This window comes from Streptomyces sp. NPDC029159 (assembly GCF_055564055.1).
Genome location: NZ_JBVHWT010000017.1, coordinates 102,779 through 121,860, shown reverse-complemented (window position 1 = coordinate 121,860; position 19,082 = coordinate 102,779). Strand labels below are relative to the sequence as shown.

Annotated in this window: 18 protein-coding genes and 1 pseudogene; all 19 read left to right on the top strand. The window is 73.3% G+C overall.

The genetic code is table 11. From position 1 onward, the window contains the following. The first annotated feature begins 192 nt into the window (after positions 1 to 192). The 19 genes and pseudogenes from ACZ4U4_RS27240 to dprA all read left to right on the top strand — a co-directional run bounded on the left by ACZ4U4_RS27240 (position 193) and on the right by dprA (position 18,794). Positions 193 to 1,575, top strand: a complete 1,383-nt coding sequence (locus tag ACZ4U4_RS27240; RefSeq protein WP_467879438.1) for an ammonium transporter — start codon at positions 193 to 195, stop codon at positions 1,573 to 1,575. After that, entirely contained in the window at positions 1,572 to 1,910 is a 339-nt protein-coding gene (locus ACZ4U4_RS27235) for a P-II family nitrogen regulator (RefSeq protein WP_467879435.1), read from the top strand. The genes ACZ4U4_RS27240 and ACZ4U4_RS27235 overlap by 4 nt, the downstream gene beginning before the upstream one ends. After that, positions 1,900 to 4,797 carry a [protein-PII] uridylyltransferase gene (locus ACZ4U4_RS27230; protein WP_467879432.1) on the top strand — a complete coding sequence of 966 codons (2,898 nt, stop codon included), beginning with the start codon at positions 1,900 to 1,902 and terminating at the stop codon, positions 4,795 to 4,797. Before ACZ4U4_RS27235 ends, ACZ4U4_RS27230 begins: the two co-directional genes overlap by 11 nt. 106 nt (positions 4,798 to 4,903) lie before the next feature. Further along, positions 4,904 to 6,460, top strand: a complete 1,557-nt coding sequence (gene ffh / locus ACZ4U4_RS27225) for a signal recognition particle protein (protein ID WP_467879430.1) — start codon at positions 4,904 to 4,906, stop codon at positions 6,458 to 6,460. A 278-nt stretch (positions 6,461 to 6,738) separates the two neighbouring features. Beyond that, a complete protein-coding gene (locus tag ACZ4U4_RS27220) occupies positions 6,739 to 7,329 on the top strand; it encodes a hypothetical protein (protein WP_030287393.1) in 591 nt (196 codons plus the stop codon). A 156-nt stretch (positions 7,330 to 7,485) separates the two neighbouring features. Further along, entirely contained in the window at positions 7,486 to 7,935 is a 450-nt protein-coding gene (rpsP, locus tag ACZ4U4_RS27215) for a 30S ribosomal protein S16 (RefSeq protein WP_467879429.1), read from the top strand. A 2-nt stretch (positions 7,936 to 7,937) separates the two neighbouring features. Next, positions 7,938 to 8,177: an RNA-binding protein gene (locus ACZ4U4_RS27210; RefSeq protein WP_467879427.1), complete on the top strand. Its 240-nt coding sequence runs from the start codon at positions 7,938 to 7,940 to the stop codon at positions 8,175 to 8,177. A gap of 177 nt (positions 8,178 to 8,354) precedes the next feature. Next, positions 8,355 to 8,900, top strand: coding sequence for a ribosome maturation factor RimM (gene rimM / locus ACZ4U4_RS27205; protein WP_467879425.1), 546 nt, complete (start codon positions 8,355 to 8,357; stop codon positions 8,898 to 8,900). Between the two features lies 1 nt (position 8,901). Further along, entirely contained in the window at positions 8,902 to 9,711 is an 810-nt protein-coding gene (gene trmD / locus ACZ4U4_RS27200; RefSeq protein ID WP_467879423.1) for a tRNA (guanosine(37)-N1)-methyltransferase TrmD, read from the top strand. 132 nt (positions 9,712 to 9,843) lie between these two features. After that, entirely contained in the window at positions 9,844 to 10,191 is a 348-nt protein-coding gene (rplS, locus tag ACZ4U4_RS27195) for a 50S ribosomal protein L19 (protein WP_030287403.1), read from the top strand. Positions 10,192 to 10,281: 90 nt separating this feature from the next. After that, positions 10,282 to 11,046 carry a signal peptidase I gene (lepB, locus tag ACZ4U4_RS27190; RefSeq protein ID WP_467879419.1) on the top strand — a complete coding sequence of 255 codons (765 nt, stop codon included), beginning with the start codon at positions 10,282 to 10,284 and terminating at the stop codon, positions 11,044 to 11,046. Next, positions 11,039 to 12,058 (top strand): signal peptidase I, encoded by a 1,020-nt coding sequence (lepB, locus tag ACZ4U4_RS27185; protein ID WP_467879416.1) that lies wholly within the window; start codon positions 11,039 to 11,041, stop codon positions 12,056 to 12,058. Before lepB (ACZ4U4_RS27190) ends, lepB (ACZ4U4_RS27185) begins: the two co-directional genes overlap by 8 nt. Continuing rightward, on the top strand, positions 11,991 to 12,944 hold the full coding sequence (lepB, locus tag ACZ4U4_RS27180) for a signal peptidase I (RefSeq protein ID WP_467879413.1): 954 nt from the start codon (positions 11,991 to 11,993) through the stop codon (positions 12,942 to 12,944). Before lepB (ACZ4U4_RS27185) ends, lepB (ACZ4U4_RS27180) begins: the two co-directional genes overlap by 68 nt. A 55-nt stretch (positions 12,945 to 12,999) precedes the next feature. Then, a complete protein-coding gene (gene lepB, locus ACZ4U4_RS27175) occupies positions 13,000 to 13,758 on the top strand; it encodes a signal peptidase I (RefSeq protein WP_467879410.1) in 759 nt (252 codons plus the stop codon). Next, a complete protein-coding gene (locus tag ACZ4U4_RS27170) occupies positions 13,751 to 14,263 on the top strand; it encodes an NUDIX hydrolase (protein ID WP_467879407.1) in 513 nt (170 codons plus the stop codon). The genes lepB (ACZ4U4_RS27175) and ACZ4U4_RS27170 overlap by 8 nt, the downstream gene beginning before the upstream one ends. Positions 14,264 to 14,301: 38 nt before the next feature. After that, a complete protein-coding gene (locus ACZ4U4_RS27165) occupies positions 14,302 to 14,610 on the top strand; it encodes a DUF2469 domain-containing protein (RefSeq protein ID WP_003980220.1) in 309 nt (102 codons plus the stop codon). Between the two features lie 914 nt (positions 14,611 to 15,524). Beyond that, positions 15,525 to 15,875: pseudogene (locus tag ACZ4U4_RS27160) on the top strand (YraN family protein); the annotation flags it as partial. A 1-nt stretch (position 15,876) separates the two neighbouring features. Next, positions 15,877 to 17,553 carry a YifB family Mg chelatase-like AAA ATPase gene (locus ACZ4U4_RS27155; RefSeq protein WP_467879403.1) on the top strand — a complete coding sequence of 559 codons (1,677 nt, stop codon included), beginning with the start codon at positions 15,877 to 15,879 and terminating at the stop codon, positions 17,551 to 17,553. After that, positions 17,550 to 18,794, top strand: a complete 1,245-nt coding sequence (gene dprA / locus ACZ4U4_RS27150; protein ID WP_467879401.1) for a DNA-processing protein DprA — start codon at positions 17,550 to 17,552, stop codon at positions 18,792 to 18,794. Before ACZ4U4_RS27155 ends, dprA begins: the two co-directional genes overlap by 4 nt. The last annotated feature ends 288 nt before the right edge of the window (positions 18,795 to 19,082 follow it).

Here is a 19,082-nt window from a genome sequence, read left to right as displayed (position 1 = left end):
GTCTGCGGGTGGCGCCGCGGCCGGCCCGCGTCCGGGCCCGTTCACCGCCGCGTAACACCGGAGACGCCTTCGTCACGGCGGCGAAACACCCTTGGGCCGTGGCCGAAACCGTGCTGCGCCAGCCTCGTCAGGAACGACGGCCCACCCCCCCCACGCCACCCGCACGGGCCGCATCGACGACGGGAGACGCCGATGCCACCGGGCATCCAGACCCTTGCAGACGGGCTCGCGGCCAAGGCCACCCTGAGCCCGGCCGACACCGGCTTCATGCTCCTCTGCTCCGCCCTCGTCATGGTGATGACGCCGGGCCTGGCCTTCTTCTACGGCGGCATGGTGCGCGTCAAGAGCGTCCTCAACATGCTGATGATGAGCTTCGTCGGCCTCGGCATCGTCACCGTCCTGTGGGTCCTCTACGGCTTCGGGCTCGCCTTCGGCACCGACCACGGCGGAATCGTCGGCTGGCGCGGCGACTTCGCCGGACTCGGCGGCATCGGCCTGACCGAACTGTGGGGCACCAGCGGCATCCCCGTATACGTCTTCGCCGTCTTCCAGCTGATGTTCGCCGTGCTGACGCCCGCGCTGATCAGCGGCGCCCTCGCCGACCGCGTCAAGTTCACCGCCTGGGCCCTCTTCACCGCCCTGTGGGTCACCGTCGTCTACTTCCCCGTGGCGCACTGGGTGTGGGGCGAGGGCGGCTGGCTCTTCCGGCTCGGCGTCATCGACTTCGCCGGCGGCACCGCCGTCCACATCAACGCGGGCGCCGCCGCCCTCGGCGTCCTCCTCGTCGTCGGACGGCGCATCGGCTTCCGCAAGGACCCGATGCGCCCGCACAACCTGCCCCTGGTGATGCTCGGCGCCGGACTGCTCTGGTTCGGCTGGTTCGGCTTCAACTCCGGCTCCTGGCTGGGCAACTCCGACGGCGTCGGCGCCGTCGCCTTCGTCAACACCCAGGTCGCCACCGCCGCCGCGATGCTCGGCTGGCTGGCGTACGAGAAGCTGCGCCACGGGGCGTTCACCACGCTGGGCGCCGCCTCCGGGGCGGTCGCCGGACTCGTCGCCATCACCCCGGCGTGCGGCGCCGTCAGCCCGCTCGGCGCCCTCGCCGTCGGCGCCGTCGCGGGCGTCCTGTGCGCCCTGGCCGTCGGCCTCAAGCACAAGCTGGGCTACGACGATTCCCTCGACGTCATCGGCGTCCACCTCGTCGGCGGCATCGTCGGCTCCCTCCTCGTCGGCCTCTTCGCCACCGGCGGCGTGCAGTCCACCGCCCGCGGCCTCTTCCACGGCGGCGGACTCGGCCAACTCGGCAAGCAGACCCTCGGCGTGGTCGCCGTCCTCCTCTACTCCTTCGCCGTCAGCTACGCCCTCGCGAAGGGCGTCGACCGGCTGATGGGCTTCCGGGTGGCCGAGGACGAGGAGATCACCGGCGTCGACCGGACCGCCCACGCCGAGACCGCCTACGACTTCACCGGCGCGGGCGGCGGCGCCGTCCACCGCGCACCGGCCGCGGCCCTCGGAATCCTTGGCGGCGGACCGGCCCCTCTGCACGGCGCGGACACGGAGAAGGCGGACGCATGAAGCTCATCACGGCAGTCATCAAGCCGCACCGTCTCGACGAGGTGAAGGAGGCGCTGCAGGCGTTCGGCGTGCACGGCCTGACCGTCACCGAGGCCCGCGGCTACGGGCGGCAACGCGGCCACACCGAGGTCTACCGCGGCGCCGAGTACACCGTCGACCTCGTCCCCAAGATCCGCATCGAGGTCCTCGCCGACGACGCGGACGCCGCCGCCCTCACCGACACCCTCGTGGCCGCCGCCCGCACCGGCAAGATCGGCGACGGCAAGGTGTGGACCGTGCCGGTCGACGAGGCGGTGCGGGTGCGCACGGGGGAGAGGGGGACGGATGCGCTGTGAGAGCGGGGCGGGGGAGGCGCTCGGCTCGGGCCGCTGGTTCGGGCCGGCGTCGGCCGCCGGTTCAAGCTTTCGCTCCGGGTCGGCGTCGGGTCTCGGTTCATGCTCTTGCTCCGGTTCGGCGTCGGCTTCCGGTTCAAGCCTTCGCTCCGGTTCGGGGGCGGCTTCCGGTCCTGTTGCGGCCCCAGGCCGCTGCCCCGCCTCGGCTCCGTGCGGTGGGTCGGGGCCTGGCCGCGAGGGGGCCCCATGCCCTGCCCTGGGCCCCGGTTTCGCCTCTGTCCCGGGCTCTGTCCCGGGTGCGGCCCCATGCCCCGCCCCGAATCCCGGCTCCGTCTCCGCCCCATGCCCCGCCCCGGGCCCGGCCCCATGCCCCGCCCCGTCCGACGAGCACTCGGCCGCCCGCCTGCGTCTCCTCGGGGAGGCAGACATCTCCGGCCCCGAGCGGCGGGCCGCCCTCGCCCGGCTCGCCGACGGCTGGCTCGGGGCGCTGTTCGCCGCCGCGGTGGCCGACACCGGGGTGACCGGGGCGGCGCTCGTCGCGGTCGGCGGCTACGGACGGGGCGAACTCTCCCCGCGCAGCGACCTGGATCTCCTGCTGCTCCACGACGGCCGGGCGACCGCGCCGGACCTCGCCGCCCTCGCCGACCGGCTCTGGTACCCGGTCTGGGACCACGGCCTCGCCCTCGACCACGCCGTCCGTACCCCGGACCGGGCCCGGGCCGCCGCCCGTGCCGACCTCAAGGTGCAGCTCGGCCTGCTCGACGCCCGCCATCTCGCCGGCGACCGGGACCTCACCGACGCGCTGCGCACCACCGCCGCCGCGGACTGGCGCGCCGCCGCCCCCGCCCGCCTCCCGGAACTCCACGCCCTGGGACGCGCCCGCGCCGCGCGCCACGGCGACCTCCGCCACCTCCTCGAACCCGATCTCAAGGAGGCCCGCGGCGGACTGCGCGACGCCACCGCCCTGCGCGCCGTCGCCGCCTCCTGGATCGCCGACGCCCCACGCGACGGCCTCGAAGCCGCCCGCAACCGCCTCCTCGACATCCGCGACGCCCTCCACCTCGTCACCGGCCGCGCCACCGACCGCCTCGCCCTCCAGGACCAGGACCAGGTCGCCGCCGCCCTCGGCCTCCCGGACGCGGACGCCCTGCTCCGCCGCGTCCACGAGGCCGCCCGCACCCTCGCGTACGCCACCGACACCACCTGGCGCGAGGCCGACCGGATACTGCGCGCCCGCTCCGTACGCCCGGTGCTGCGCGGGCTGCTCACCCGGAGCCGCGCCGCCGCACGGGGCGAGCGCACCCCGCTCGCCGAGGGCGTCGTCGTCCACGACGGGGAGACCGTCCTCGCCCGCACCGCCCGGCCCGAACGCGACCCCGTCCTCGGCCTGCGCGCCGCGGCCGCCGCCGCCCGGGCCGGACTGCCGCTCTCCCGGCACGCCGCCCGCCGCTGCGCCGCCGCGGCCGATCGCCACCCGCTGCCCGTACCGTGGCCGGCCGAGGCCCGCGAGGCGTTCGTCACGCTCCTCGACGCGGGCGCCCCCACCGTCCCCGTCTGGGAAACCCTGGAGGCCGAGGGCCTGCTCACCCGGCTGCTGCCGGAGTGGGAACGGGTCCGCTGCCTGCCGCAGCGCAACGCCGTCCACACCTGGACCGTCGACCGCCACCTCGTCGAGACCGCGGTCCGCGCCGCCGCCCTCACCCGCCGCGTCGACCGGCCCGACCTGCTGCTCGTCGCGGCCCTCCTGCACGACCTCGGCAAGGGGATGCCCGGCGACCACGCGGCGGCCGGTGTGCCCCTGGCCCGCGCCGTCGCGGTCCGCCTCGGCTTCGGCGCCGACGACACCGCCGTCCTCGCCACCCTCGTCCGTCACCACCTGCTGCTCGTCGAGACCGCCACCCGCCGCGACCTCGACGACCCCGAGACGGTGACCGCCGTCGCCGCAGCCGTCGGCACCGCCCGCACCCTCGGCCTGCTGCACGCCCTCACCGAGGCCGACGCCCGCGCCACCGGGCCCGCCGCATGGAGCGCCTGGCGCGCCGCGCTCGTCGACGGCCTCGCCGCCCGCGTCGCCGAACGCCTCGCCGGCGCCCCTGTACCGGACGGCCCCGCCACCCGCGCCCCCACCGCGGAGGAGAACCGCCTCGCCGCCGAGGCCGCCCGCACCGGCGACCCCGCCCTCACCCTCCACACCGAGGACACCGCGCACGGGGCGGCGGACGACGGCTCCACCCACGGCCCCACGCGCGGCTCCACGCAAGGCCCCACGCGCACCGACACCGCCCCCGCCGCCCCCGAACCGGTCGGCGCCACGCTCCTCCTCGCCATCCCAGCCGACCGCTGCCCGGACCCGGCCTCCGCGGCGCCCGCCACCGGTGTCCTCGCCGCCGCGGCCGGGGTTCTCGCCCTGCACCGGATCACGGTCCGCGCCGCCGACCTGCGCACCCTCCACCCCGCCGGCACCCGCCCGATCGCCCTGCTGACCTGGCGGATCGCCGCCCACTACGGGGCCCTGCCCCCGGCGGCCCGGCTCCGCGCCGACCTGATCCGGGTCCTCGACGGCACCCTCGGCCTCCCCGCCCGCCTCGCCGCCCGCGAACGCACCGCCCGGCCCCACGCACCGGCTGCCCCGCCGCCCGCCGTCACCGTCGCCCCGGGCACCTCCCGCACCGCCACCGTCATCGACGTCCGCGCCCGCGACGCCCACGGCCTGCTGCACCGCGTCTGCCGCGCCCTCGAAACCACCGGTGCCACCGTCCGCGCAGCCCGCGCCGCCACCCTCGGCACCAGCGCCGTCGACGCCTTCTACCTCACCGACGGCGCGGGCGCCCCGCTCACCGGCGAACGGGCCGACGCCGCCGCCCGCGCCGTGCGCCGCGCCCTGGACTGACGCCGCCCGGCACCGGACCCGGCGGCCCGGAGTGGCCCGGTTGCCGGGCCGGATACCCTAGGAGTCGACTGCCTTACGCCCCCGACCCCGAGGAACGACGACCGCCGTGTTCGACACGCTTTCCGACCGCCTGGCGAGTACCTTCAAAAACCTCCGGGGCAAGGGCCGCCTCTCCGAGGCCGACATCGACGCCACGGCGCGCGAGATCCGTATCGCCCTTCTCGAGGCCGACGTCGCGCTGCCCGTCGTCCGCGCCTTCATCAAGCAGGTCAAGGAGCGCGCCACCGGCTCCGAGGTCTCCCAGGCGCTGAATCCGGCCCAGCAGGTCATCAAGATCGTCAACGAGGAGCTGATCGGCATCCTCGGCGGCGAGACCCGCCGCCTGCGCTTCGCGAAGACCGCGCCGACCGTCATCATGCTCGCCGGTCTCCAGGGTGCCGGTAAGACCACCCTCGCCGGAAAGCTCGGCCGCTGGCTCAAGACCCAGGGCCACACCCCGCTGCTCGTCGCCTGTGACCTCCAACGCCCCAACGCCGTCAACCAGCTCTCCGTCGTCGCCGAGCGTGCCGAGGTGGCGGTCTACGCCCCCGAGCCCGGCAACGGCGTCGGCGACCCGGTCAAGGTCGCCCAGGACTCGATCGAGTTCGCCCGCGCCAAGCAGCACGACGTCGTCATCGTCGACACCGCCGGCCGCCTCGGCATCGACCAGGAGCTGATGCAGCAGGCCGCGGACATCCGCGACGCGGTCAAGCCCGACGAGGTCCTCTTCGTCGTCGACGCGATGATCGGTCAGGACGCGGTCAACACCGCCGAGGCATTCCGCGACGGCGTCGGCTTCGACGGCGTCGTCCTCTCCAAGCTCGACGGCGACGCCCGCGGTGGTGCCGCGCTCTCCATCGCGCACGTCACCGGCAAGCAGATCATGTTCGCCTCCAACGGCGAGAAGCTGGACGACTTCGACGCGTTCCACCCGGACCGCATGGCGTCCCGCATCCTCGGCATGGGCGACATGCTCAGCCTGATCGAGAAGGCCGAGCAGACCTTCAGCCAGGCCGAGGCCGAGAAGATGGCGGCCAAGCTCCAGAAGGGCCCCAAGGAGTTCACACTCGACGACTTCCTGGCCCAGATGGAGCAGGTCAGGAAGATGGGCTCGATCTCCAAGCTGCTCGGCATGCTGCCCGGCATGGGGCAGATGAAGGAGCAGATCAACAACCTCGACGAGCGCGAGGTCGACCGCACCGCCGCGATCATCAAGTCGATGACCCCGGCCGAGCGCCACGAACCGACGATCATCAACGGCTCGCGCCGCGCCCGTATCGCCCGGGGTTCCGGCGTCGAGGTGAGCGCGGTCAAGAACCTCATCGAGCGGTTCTTCGAGGCGCGCAAGATGATGTCGAAGATGGCCCAGGGCGGCGGCATCCCCGGGATGCCGGGCATGCCCGGGATGCCCGGAGCGGGCGGCGGCGCCAAGAAGAAGAAGCAGGCCAAGCAGGCCAAGGGCAAGCGCAAGAGCGGTAACCCGATGAAGCGCAAGGCCGAGGAGGCGGCGGCCGCGGCCCGCCGCGAGGCCGCCCAGAACGGCAACCCGCTCGGCCTGCCCCCCGGCGGCGCCGACGACCAGAACTTCGAACTCCCCGAGGAATTCAAGAAGTTCATGGGCTGACCCCAGGCCCCTCCACCCGGGCCCCCGCCGTACGCACACGGCGGGGGCCCGGGCGCTCCCGGCCGCGTACGGCGCCCTCCGCCTCGCGCCGTGCGACGGCGTACGCCGTACGGATTACGCGGGGGTACGCACCGGCTTGCGGGCCCCTGTGCGCCTTGGGCGCGGAACGGGTCACCCGCCCTCGGCGCGCCCCATGGCACGAAACTGACTGGTACGTGCAAATTATTTGGGATGGCCCGGAATCGGAACACCGGGCGACCCCGGCTCGTTGTCACGACGTGAGCACGACACCGCCTGTTCTCGCCGCCGAGCTGGCGCTCGCCTGGGCCGATATTCAACGGCACCACCCCGAGCTGCCGGATCTGGCCGCGCCCGAGTCCCTGATCGGAGAGTCGTCGTCCGCCTGTGGCGCCGAGCTCTCCTTCGAACGGCTGCTCCACGAGGCAGTCCACGGCATCGCCGCCTCCCGCGGCATCCGCGACACCTCCCGTGCGGGCCGCTACCACAACCGCCGGTTCCTCGCCGTCGCCGAGGAGCTGGGCCTGGACCACGCCGACGAGCCGCATCCCAGCAGCGGCTTCTCCCTGGTCACGCTCAGCCCCGAGGCCAGACGCCGCTACCGCCCCACCATCGAGCGGCTCGCCAGAGCCCTCAAGGCCCACACCGCCGCGACCGCCACCGACAGCGCCCGCAGCTTCCGCGGCCCGGCCGCCCGCCACGGCTCGTCCGGCGGCGGCGTCCGCGTCAAGGCCGTCTGCGACTGCGGGCGCAACGTCCGGGTCGTCCCGTCCGTGCTGGCCCAGGCCCCGATCGTCTGCGGAGGCTGCGGCAAGCCGTTCCGGATCCCCGAGGTGGCCGCGGTCGGCTGACCGCAGGGCGTGTGGCACAATGGACCGCTGTACTCGACAGTCGCACAGGACCCCTCTCTCCTCCGGCTGACGCGTCCATCGGGCATACCGAGTACCGCAACCCCACGTGGCATCCCGTTGTGCCCCACCACGTCAAGACCAGGAGACACCACTCCCGTGGCAGTCAAGATCAAGCTGAAGCGTCTGGGCAAGATCCGCGCGCCTCACTACCGCATCATCATCGCCGACTCGCGTACCCGCCGTGACGGCCGGGCCATCGAGGAAATCGGTCTGTACCACCCGGTGCAGAACCCCTCCCGTATCGAGGTCGACTCCGAGCGTGTCCAGTACTGGCTGGGTGTCGGCGCGCAGCCGACCGAGCCCGTCATGGCCATCCTGAAGGTCACCGGCGACTGGCAGAAGTTCAAGGGCCTGCCCGCCCCGGCGCCGATGAAGGTCGCCGAGCCGAAGGCCGACAAGCGCGCCCTCTTCGAGGCCGCCGCCAAGGCGTCCGGCGACGAGCCGAAGGGTGAGGCCATCACCCCGAAGGCGAAGAAGGCCGACAAGAAGGCGGACGAGGCGGCGACCGAGGCTGACAAGTCGGCCTCCGAGTCCACCGAGGCCTGAGCGTGCTCGAGGAGGCTCTTGAGCACCTCGTCAAGGGCATCGTCGACAATCCCGACGACGTCCAGGTAGCCTCGCGCACCCTGCGTCGTGGGCAGGTGCTGGAGGTCCGGGTCCACCCCGACGACCTCGGCAAGGTGATCGGCCGCAACGGCCGCACCGCCCGCGCCCTGCGGACCGTCGTGGGCGCTCTCGGTGGGCGGGGCATCCGCGTCGACCTCGTCGACGTGGACCAGGTCCACTGAACAGTTGAACACCGGCTCGGGCCGGGGAGGGCTCTCGGGCCGTCCCCGGCCTTTGTCGTCGGCGCCGCCGCCCCGTACCCCACGGGCGCCCGGCGCCACCGGAATCGGCAACATCCCGCGCGCCGCCGCAGTGGCCGCGCGCAAGCGGCGGCGGATCGGCCGCAGAGAGGCAACACCGTGCAGCTGGTAGTCGCGCGGATCGGCCGCGCCCACGGCATCAAGGGCGAGGTCACCGTGGAGGTGCGTACCGACGAGCCCGAACTGCGGCTCGCGCCCGGAGCCGTCCTGGCCACCGACCCGTCCGGGGTCGGGCCGCTCACCATCGAGACCGGCCGGGTCCACAGCGGCCGGCTGCTGCTGCGCTTCGCCGGGGTGACCGACCGGACCGCCGCCGAGGCCCTGCGCAACACCCTGCTGATCGCGGAGGTCGACCCCGAGGAGGTCCCCGAGGACCCCGAGGAGTTCTACGACCACCAGCTGATCGACCTCGACGTCGTCACCCGCGACGGCACCGTCGTCGGCCGGATCACCGAGGTCTCCCACCTGCCCTACCAGGATCTGCTCGTCGTCGGGCGGCCCGAGGGCGGCGAGGTGCTGATCCCGTTCGTCGCCGAGATCGTCCCGGAGATCGACCTGGAGGAGCAGCGTGCGGTCATCGACCCGCCGCCCGGCCTCCTCGACGACGCGCAGGCCGAGATCGCCAGCGGCCGTGAGGACGGCTGAGATGCGCCTCGACATCATCACGATCTTCCCCGAGTACCTCGAACCGCTGAACGTCTCGCTGGTCGGCAAGGCCCGCGCCCGCGGTCAGCTCGATGTGCGCATCCACGACCTGCGGGACTGGGCGCACGACAAGCACAACACCGTCGACGACACCCCCTACGGCGGCGGCCCCGGCATGGTCATGAAGCCGGAGCCGTGGGGCGAGGCGCTGGATGCGGTCCTCGCCTCCGGTGAGGGCGAGCCCGTCCTCGTCGTCCCGACGCCCAGCGGCGAGCCGTTCACCCAGCAGCTCGCCGTCGAACTCTCCGCCAAGCCCTGGCTGGTCTTCACCCCGGCCCGCTACGAGGGCATCGACCGCCGCGTCATCGAGGAGTACGGCGACCGGCTCGACGTCCGCGAGGTCTCCATCGGCGACTACGTCCTGGCGGGCGGCGAGGCGCCGGTCCTGGTGATGGTCGAGGCCGTCGCCCGGCTGCTGCCCGGCGTCCTGGGCAACGCCGCCTCCCACCAGGACGACTCCTTCGCGCCCGGCGCGATGGCCGACCTCCTGGAGGGGCCCGTCTACACCAAGCCGCCCGAGTGGCGCGGCCGCGGCATCCCCGAGGTGCTGCTCAGCGGCCACCACGGCAAGATCGCCCGCTGGCGCCGGGACGAGGCGTTCCGCCGCACCGACCGCAACCGCCCGGACCTGATCGAGCGGGCCGACCCGGCCGCGTTCGACAAGAAGGACCGCGAACTGCTGTCGATCCTGGGGTGGGCCCCGGGCGAGGACGGCCGATTTGGGCGGACCGACCAGGCCGTGGAAGAATAGGCCGCTGCTGTGTGCGTCCGGCGCGCGCCCCTGCCACAGGGGGAACGACGCCCGTCCGACGGAACGGCATCCGAACATCATCTCCGAATTCCCGTTGATGACCTGTGGCATCAGCGAAGAAAGCAGTAGGTCATGCACCTTCTCGACTCCGTCGACTCCGCGTCGCTGCGCAGCGACATCCCGGCCTTCCGCCCGGGTGACACCGTCAACGTCCACGTCCGCGTCATCGAGGGCAACCGCTCCCGTGTGCAGCAGTTCAAGGGCGTCGTCATCCGTCGCCAGGGCAGCGGCGTGCGCGAGACCTTCACGGTCCGCAAGGTCAGCTTCTCCGTCGGCGTCGAGCGCACCTTCCCCGTGCACACCCCGATCGTCGAGAAGATCGAGCTGGTGACCCGCGGTGACGTCCGCCGCGCCAAGCTGTACTACCTCCGTGAGCTGCGCGGCAAGGCCGCGAAGATCAAGGAGAAGCGCGACAACTGAGTCCGTATGCCGGGCCGTCCTCCCTGGTGAGGGCCCCGGCACCCGGCTCACGTACGGTGCCCGGAACCGGCCGGATAGGCTCACGTTCCGATGGACACCGACGCACAGCTCCCGGAGCGCGACCGTACCCCCGTCCCTGACCAGGGACCGGAGGAGCGGTCGCGCTCCGCGCGTTTTCCCGACACCTCCGCCCGCTTCCGCTTCCGGCCGCTGACGCTGCTGGCGTGTTGTGTGGCGTTCGTGCTGCTGCTGAGCGCCTTCGTCGTCCAGCCGTTCCTCATCCCGAGCACGTCGATGCAGGACACCCTGGAGGTCGGCGACCGGGTGCTGGTCAACAAGCTCGCGTACCGCTTCGGCGGTGAGCCCCGGCGCGGCGACGTCGTCGTCTTCGACGGCACAGGGTCTTTCGTTCACAGGGAGACGGAGGAGAATCCCGTGACGGGCCTGCTGCGCGGAGCCGGCGCGGCGGTGGGCCTGGCCCGTCCTGCCGACACCGACTACGTCAAGCGCGTGATCGGGATCGGAGGGGACAGGGTGACCTGCTGCGACAAACGGGGGCGGATCAAGGTGAACGGTGAGCCCGTGACCGAGGGCTACGTATATCCGGGGGACGCCGCGTCGTCGGTGCCCTTCGACATCGTGGTCCCGGAGGGAAAGCTGTGGATGATGGGGGACCACCGGTCGCACTCCCGGGACTCCCGTGACCATCTCGGTGAGGAGGGCGGCGGCACCGTCCCCGTCGACAAGGTCATCGGCCGGGCCGACTGGATCAGCTGGCCGGTGAGCCGCTGGACGGGCCTGGACCGGCCGCCGGCGTTCTCCCGGGTGCCCGCCCCGGCAGGCCCCCATGGGTAGCCGAGGGCGCCCACGACACGGCAAGCCGCAGGCCGACGGCGGTACGACCACGGTGGACGAGCGTCCGGCGACCGGTGGCCGGGCCGAGCGGCGGCGTCAGGCGCGCCGCATCAAACGCCGCAGACGCCGCTCGTACCTCAAGGAAATTCCCATCCTGATCGCGGTGGCGCTCGCCATCGCGCTGGTCCTGAAGACGTTCCTGGTCCAGGCGTTCGTGATTCCGTCCGGCTCCATGGAACAGACGATCCGGATCGGGGACCGGGTGCTGGTCGACAAGCTCACCCCGTGGTTCGGCTGGCAGCCCGAGCGCGGCGACGTCGTCGTCTTCAAGGACCCCGGCGGCTGGCTCAAGGGCGAGCAGACGCAGAAGGCCGAGGATCCGGCCGGGGTGAAGCAGTTCAAGGAGTTCATGACCTTCATCGGTCTGCTGCCCTCGGCCGATGAGCAGGACCTGATCAAGCGGGTCGTCGCGGTCGGCGGAGACACCGTCAAATGCTGCGACGCGCAGCACCGTGTCACCGTCAACGGCACCCCGCTGACCGAGCCGTATCTGCACCCCGGCAATCCGCCGTCCGAGATGCCGTTCACGGTGAACGTGCCCACCGGCCGGATTTTCGTCATGGGCGACCACCGCTCGGACTCCGCGGATTCGCGCTTCCATCTGGACGAGGCGTACCGTGGCACGGTTTCCGAGGACAACGTCGTCGGGCGCGCCGTGGTCATCGCCTGGCCGTTCGCCCACTGGCGGCGTCTGGAGGAGCCCGACACCTTCGCGAACGTGCACGACGCGCCGGGCGCGAAGGCGGCGGGCGCGGCGGGCCCGCATAGGGTGTTGCCCGAGTCTTTGACCCCACTCCCGACCCCTGCGGAACTCCCGCTCGTTATGGGAGTGATGGGCCTGCACCGGTTGACGGGCGGGCGAGAGCGCGGAGTAAGGAGTGGATGTGGGGGACTTGGCGGTCGGCGCGCGGTCCGGATCCGGAGAGCCCGAAGAGCCGGCGGGGCACGGTGAGGCCGCGTCGGCGGGTTCCGTGCATCTCGCACAGCCACAGCAACAGCCACCGTACGAAGGACAGGCACCACCGGCGGCCCGGCGGCCCGTCGAGGACGAGGAGAAGGACGGCGTGAAGAAGGCCAAGAAACAGCGTGCCTTCTGGAAGGAGCTGCCGATCCTCGTCGGCATCGCGCTGATCCTCGCCCTGCTGATCAAGACGTTCCTGGTGCAGGCGTTCTCCATCCCGTCCGACTCGATGCAGGACACCCTGCAGCGCGGTGACCGGGTGCTGGTGGACAAGCTCACGCCGTGGTTCGGCTCCAAGCCGGAGCGCGGCGAGGTCGTCGTCTTCCACGACCCGGGCGGCTGGCTCAACGAGACCCCGACGCCTGAGCCCAACCCCGTCCAGAAGGTCCTCAGCTTCATCGGTCTGATGCCGTCCGCCGAGGAGAAGGACCTGATCAAGCGGGTCATCGCGGTCGGCGGCGACACCGTCGAGTGCCACGGCACCGGCCCGGTCAAGGTCAACGGCAAGGCGCTCAAGGAGGACTCGTTCATCTTCCCGGGCAACACGCCGTGCGGTGACCGCGCCTTCGGCCCGATCCACGTCCCCAAGGACCGCATCTGGGTCATGGGCGACCACCGCGACGACTCCCTCGACTCGCGCTACCACCAGAACCTCAAGGGCGACGGCACGGTCTCGGTGGACGAGGTCGTCGGCCGCGCCTTCACCATCGCCTGGCCGATCAACCGCTGGTCGACGCTGCCGGTGCCGGACACCTTCAAGCAGCAGGGCATCGACAAGGCCATGGCCGCCGCGCCCGCCGCGCTCGGTCTGGCCGGTGCCGTCCCGCTCGTCCTCTGGCGCCGCAAGAGGCTGACCGGAGAACGTACTCCCAGGTAGGGTGCCGTCCCAGATCTTCGACGCGGGCCCGCGCCCGCGGGGTGGGAGCGCTGGGATGGCCCGCAGCACCGCACACACCGACGGCCACGGCCGGACCACGGGCAGCACGCTGTCCGGTCTGGCCGTGGCCGTCGGCTGTCTCCTCTTCCTCGGCGGCTTCGTCTGGGCGGCGCTGCTGTACCGCCCCTACACGGTGCCGACCGACTCCATGTCCCCGACGATCGAGCCCGGCGCCCGGGTACTGGCCGAGAACGTGGACGGCTCCCAGGTGCGCCGCGGTGACGTCGTCGTCTTCCGGGACACCGTCTGGGGCGACGTCCCCATGGTCAAGCGGGTGGCCGGGGTCGGCGGTGACACCGTCGCCTGCTGCACCAAGGGGAAGCTGACGGTCAACGGCACCCCCGTCGACGAGCCGTACCTCCAGAACCCGAAGCTCGCCTCGCCCACCGGCTTCAGCGCCAAGGTCCCCGACGGCCGCCTCTTCCTCCTCGGCGACCACCGCGGCGACTCCCTCGACTCCCGCTCCCACACCACCGACGGCGACGACGGCGCCGTCCCGCGCGATGCGGTCCTGGGCCGCGTAGACGCCCTGGCCTGGCCCTTGAGCGGCATCGGCATGCTCGACCGCGCCGACGGATTCGCCGCACTGCCCGGCGGCACCTCCGAGCCCGGACCGCTGCGCCCGCTGACCGCCGCCATCGTCGCCGGAGCCGTCCTCATCCTGGGCGGCGCCGCGTACGGGCCTCTCGCCGCGCGCCGCAACCGGGCAGCTCAGGCGGCGCCCGTGGCCGACGAGGAGCAGGCCCATGGCTGAGCCGCCGGAGAACGGCAGGCCCGGGGAGGTGCGCCAGGTGTCCCGCGTCATCCTCCTCGACCCCGACGACCGCATCCTCCTGCTGCACGGCTTCGAACCGGCGCACCCGGAGCAGACCTGGTGGTTCACGCCCGGCGGCGGGCTGGAGGGCACCGAGACCCATGAGGAGGCCGCGCTGCGGGAGCTGGCCGAGGAGACCGGCATCACCGCCGCGGCCCTCGGCCCGGTGCTCTGGCGGCGCCGCTGCTCCTTCCCGTTCGACGGCCGCCGCTGGGAGCAGGACGAGTGGTACTACCTGGCCCGCACCGAGCACACCGCCACCGACACCCGGGGCCAGACCGACCTGGAGCGGCGCAGCGTATCGGGGCTGAGGTGGTGGACCGTGGCGGAACTGTCGGCGACCCATGAGACGGTGTACCCGACCAGACTTGCCGGGCTGCTGCGCACGCTGCTCGACGAAGGGCCCCCGAGTGCGCCGCTGGCCCTGGAGACCGAGCGGGCCTGACGCACAATGGGGGCACGCACGGCTGAAGGGGATCTGCCATGAGCGCCGAGGACCTCGAAAAGTACGAGACCGAGATGGAGCTGAAGCTCTACCGGGAGTACCGCGACGTCGTCGGGCTGTTCAAATACGTGATCGAGACCGAGCGACGTTTCTACCTCACCAACGACTACGAGATGCAGGTGCACTCCGTCCAGGGTGAGGTCTTCTTCGAGGTCTCGATGGCCGACGCCTGGGTGTGGGACATGTACCGCCCCGCTCGCTTCGTCAAGCAGGTCCGTGTCCTGACCTTCAAGGACGTGAACATCGAAGAGCTGAACAAGAGCGATCTGGACCTGCCGGGGAGCTGAGCCGGGCGGGGCGGCGCCTCGGGGGAGTGCGGTGGGGCCCGGTCGTGTTGCTCGTGGAGGCATGGCCGGGACGCCTGTGACCTGCGGCTGAACGGCCGGGGCGCGCGGCCTGTCGGTGGTGCGGTCTCCGGCACGGAGACACGGTCGAGGCTCCCGGGGCGGTGTGATGCGGGCATCGCACCCGCTCGTTGGGGTGGCCGGGTTATCCACAGCCGGGCGGTTATCCACCAAGATCCCATACCTTCGGCCTGAGACGTCACAGTCGGTGCCGGAGGTGGTACCGCATGAACGTCATGCAGCACGGATCGAGGAACGCCCTGCGGAGGGCGCCGGGGAGCGGCGGATGGCTCGCGGCGGCGGCCGCCCCGGCCGAGCCCGTGGGGCCGGGGCAGGTCCGGCCGACACAACCGGCGGTCGGCGGGTCGGCCCGTCCCGTGCCCGGCTGGCCGGCGGAATCCGGGGTGGCGGCGCCGGGGCGTGTGGCACGGAGCGGCTCGGTGACCGGTGCGCCGCCCGGCCCGGTGGGGGAGGCGGGTACAGAGGAGGCGGATGCCGCCCGGCCGGGGCCGGGGCGGCCGGTCCGTACCGCCTCGGTATCCGGTACGCCGCCCGGCTCGGCGGACCGCGCCACCCCGCACCACCCGGGTGCCGACGGCCGGGATTCCGCGCCCGCCGATACGCCGGACCCGACCCCGGCCATCCGCTCCGTGACCGCGGCGAGGCCGCCGGGAGCCGCGGACCGTGCCTCCGCCACCCGCCCGGGCGGCGACGGCGCACGCGCCGGTCGTACGCGCCCCCGGAAATCGCGCGCCGCCGCCCCGCCTCCGGGGAGCCGCACCACTGGTACCGGGGGCCACCGCGAAGCGCCGCGTCGTACCCCCGCCACACCGGCACCCCGACCGGTCACCACACCACGCCGCGCCCTGGGCCGGTACGGCGAGGACCTGGCGGTGCGCCGTCTCACCGCGAGCGGTATGTGCATCCTCGACCGCAACTGGCGCTGCCGCGAAGGCGAGATCGACATCGTCGCCACCGATGCCGACGCCCTCGTCATCTGCGAGGTCAAGACCCGCCGCGCCGGCGCCTACGAACATCCGATGGCCGCCGTCCGCCCCGACAAGACCCGCCGGTTGCGGCTCCTGGCGGAACACTGGATGGAACGCCACGGCGGTCCACCGCCGGGAGGCGTCCGCATCGACGTCATCGGCATCCTCCTCCCGGCCCGGGGCGCCCCGGTCGTCGAGCACGTCCGGGGGGTGGCGTGAGATGGGATTCGCCCGCACCTGCTCCGTGGCGCTCGTCGGCGTCGAAGGCGTCGTCGTCGAGGTCCAGGCCGACCTCGAACCGGGCGTCGCCGCCTTCACCCTCGTCGGACTCCCCGACAAAAGCCTCGTCGAGGCGAAGGACCGGGTCCGCGCCGCCGTCGTGAATTCGGGCGCCGAGTGGCCGCAGAAGAAACTCACCGTCGGCCTCAGCCCGGCATCGGTCCCCAAGAGCGGCAGCGGCTTCGACCTCGCCGTCGCCTGCGCCGTCCTGGGGGCGGCCGAACGCCTCGACCCGCGGGAGCTGACCGACCTGATGATGATCGGCGAACTCGGGCTCGACGGCCGGGTCCGCCCCGTCCGCGGCGTGCTGCCCGCCGTCCTCGCCGCCGCCGAAGCCGGATACCGCACCGTCGTGGTCCCCGAATGCACCGCGGCCGAAGCCTCCCTCGTCCCCGGCGTCACCGTCCTCGGCGTCCGCAGCCTGCGCCAGCTCATCGCCCTCCTCGCCGATGAACCGGTCCCCGACGAGGAGGAGGTCCCCCGGGAAGGCCGCCCCGACCCGCTGCTGGCCGGGCTCGCCGTCCCCGGCACCGGCATCGCCGCTGGTCTGCCCACCGGCGACCACGCCCCCGACCTCGCCGACGTCGCAGGTCAGCACGGTGCCCGCCACGCCCTGGAGATCGCCGCGGCCGGACGCCACCACATCTTCCTCAAAGGCCCGCCCGGCGCGGGGAAAACCATGCTCGCTGAACGTCTCCCGAGCCTGCTGCCGCCCCTGACACCCAAGGAATCCCTCGAAGTCACCGCCGTCCACTCCGTCGCCGGCACCCTCCCGCCCGGCCAGCCACTCGTCGAACGGCCGCCGTACTGCGCGCCCCACCACTCCGCCACGATGGCGTCCCTCGTCGGCGGCGGCACCGGACTGCCCCGCCCCGGAGCCGTCTCGCTCGCCCACCGCGGGGTGCTCTTCCTCGACGAGGCCGCCGAATGCAGCGCCCGTGTGCTGGACGCCCTGCGCCAGCCCCTCGAAGCCGGTCATGTCGTCGTCGCCCGCGCCGCCGCCATGATGCGGATGCCTGCCCGCTTCCTCCTCGCCCTCGCCGCAAACCCCTGCCCCTGCGGCCGGCACGGCACCCCGGGAGGCGGCTGCGAATGCCGCCCGTCCTCCGTCCGCAGCTACCGCGCCCGCCTCTCCGGCCCCCTCATGGACCGCGTCGACCTGCGCGTCACCGTCGAACCCGTCGCCCGTTCCGCCCTCGCCACCCTTGAGACCGGCGCCGAATCCAGCGCCACCGTGGCCGCCCGCGTACGCGAGGCCCGCGCCCGCGCCGCCGCCCGCTACGCGGGGACGCCCTGGACCACCAACAGCGAGGTGCCCGGCCACGAACTCCGCACCCGCTGGCACGCCCACCCCGGCGCACTCGCCCAGGCCGAACGCGACCTGGAATCCGGCCTGCTCACCGCCCGTGGCCTCGACCGCGTCCTCCGCGTCGCCTGGACCGCCGCCGACCTCGCCGGACGCGACCGTCCCACGGCCGAAGACGTCGCCACGGCCCTCGAACTCCGCACCGGCGTCCCCCGCGGCACCCCCACACCACCGCCCACCCGCCGACGCCCCCGCCCGGACGGAAAGCAGCTCCGGCGCGCCGCTCCCGACCCGGCCCAGGTGACGCCATGACCACACCCCAGCCGCCACACCGGCCCCACCGCCCAGCCGCCGGCCCCCCTCGAACTCCAGGAACCCCCGCCCCTGACTCCGCGCCACCGCCCCCGGACCGCCCCACCCCGGAGCGCACCGCCCGCGCCGCCCTCAGCCGCATCATCGAACCGGGCGACCTCCGCGCCGGACGCTGGCTGCGCGAACTGGGCCCCGTCGCCCTGTGGCACGCCCTCACCGGCGACGGACCACCACCCACGGACGCGAGCCGCACCGCACTCGACGGCCTGCGTCTGCGCGCCGCCCGTGCCGATCCCGCGGCCGACCTCGCCACGGCAGCCGCCCTCGGGGCCCGGTTCCTCTGCCCGGGCGACGACGAATGGCCCGGCCAGCTCGACGACCTCGGCGACGCCCGGCCCACCGGCCTCTGGGTGCGCGGCGGCGCGAACCTCCGCCTGTGGGCGCTGCGTTCCGTCGCCCTCGTCGGCGCCCGGGCCTGCACCGAGTACGGCGCCCACCTCGCCGCCACCCTGGGCGCCGGGCTCGCCGACCGCGGCTGGACCGTCGTCTCCGGCGCCGCCTACGGCATCGACGGCGCCGCCCACCGGGGCACCCTCGCCGCAGGCGGCGCCACCCTCGCCGTCCTCGCCTGCGGCATCGACCGTGCCTACCCCGCAGGCCACAGCGGACTGATCGACCGCATCACCCAACAGGGACTGGTCGTAGGGGAGTTACCACCCGGCGCCCACCCGACCCGCAGCCGGTTCATCCAACGCAACCGCGTGATCGCCGCCCTCACCCGCGGCACCGTCGTCGTCGAAGCCGCACTGCGCAGCGGCTCCCTCGTCACTGCCCGCCGCGCGCAGTCCCTGGGGCGACTCACCATGGGCGTCCCCGGGCCCGTCACCAGCGCACTCTCCGCCGGGGTGCATCAACTCCTGCGCGGCGAGGCCACGGTGGTCACCTCCGCCGACGAAATCGTCGAGCACGCCGGTGCCATCGGCGACCTCGCACCCGAACCGCGCGGCCCGCTCCTCGCCCGCGACCTCCTCGAACCGGCCACCGCACGCGTCCTGGAGGCCCTGCCGCCCCGCGGCACCGCCGCCCTCACCGACATCGCCCGCGAATCCGGCCTCGCCCCGGACGTCACCCACAGCAAGCTCCATGAACTGTGCACGCTCGGATTCGTCCAGCGATCCGGCACGCGCTGGGAGTTCGTACGGCGCGACGAACCCGGCAGATCTCGGCGAGGCGGTACTTGACCTGGCGCGAACGGGTGAAATGGTGAGGACAAGAACGCCGAATCCATATTTGGCATGCTTCAGCAGGTCAAACCGAACCGCAGGGAGGGGCTGATGTGGCACGCGGGACACCGGAGACCCCGTCGGCCACGCCTCTCCGCCCGGCGTCCCGCCTTGCCGACGCGCCGCGCGCAACGCCGGAGTCACGCTGCGGCGTGCCGCACGCGGTAACCCTGGGGTGCGGGCAGCGGAACGTATCTGCGCACACCCGAACCGCACTCCCTCGCACACAGCGACGCTTCAGTCACG

Bases quoted from the DNA above. Each gene is read 5' to 3' on its own strand.
- rplS (WP_030287403.1), top strand. From the start codon at position 9,844: ATGCACCTTCTCGACTCCGTCGACTCCGCGTCGCTGCGCAGCGACATC.
- ACZ4U4_RS27155 (WP_467879403.1), top strand. From the start codon at position 15,877: ATGGGATTCGCCCGCACCTGCTCCGTGGCGCTCGTCGGCGTCGAAGGC.
- ACZ4U4_RS27165 (WP_003980220.1), top strand. From the start codon at position 14,302: ATGAGCGCCGAGGACCTCGAAAAGTACGAGACCGAGATGGAGCTGAAG.
- ACZ4U4_RS27230 (WP_467879432.1), top strand. From the start codon at position 1,900: ATGCGCTGTGAGAGCGGGGCGGGGGAGGCGCTCGGCTCGGGCCGCTGG.
- ACZ4U4_RS27240 (WP_467879438.1), top strand. From the start codon at position 193: ATGCCACCGGGCATCCAGACCCTTGCAGACGGGCTCGCGGCCAAGGCC.
- ACZ4U4_RS27170 (WP_467879407.1), top strand. From the start codon at position 13,751: ATGGCTGAGCCGCCGGAGAACGGCAGGCCCGGGGAGGTGCGCCAGGTG.
- trmD (WP_467879423.1), top strand. From the start codon at position 8,902: ATGCGCCTCGACATCATCACGATCTTCCCCGAGTACCTCGAACCGCTG.
- lepB (WP_467879410.1), top strand. From the start codon at position 13,000: ATGGCCCGCAGCACCGCACACACCGACGGCCACGGCCGGACCACGGGC.
- lepB (WP_467879419.1), top strand. From the start codon at position 10,282: ATGGACACCGACGCACAGCTCCCGGAGCGCGACCGTACCCCCGTCCCT.
- ACZ4U4_RS27235 (WP_467879435.1), top strand. From the start codon at position 1,572: ATGAAGCTCATCACGGCAGTCATCAAGCCGCACCGTCTCGACGAGGTG.
- lepB (WP_467879416.1), top strand. From the start codon at position 11,039: ATGGGTAGCCGAGGGCGCCCACGACACGGCAAGCCGCAGGCCGACGGC.
- dprA (WP_467879401.1), top strand. From the start codon at position 17,550: ATGACCACACCCCAGCCGCCACACCGGCCCCACCGCCCAGCCGCCGGC.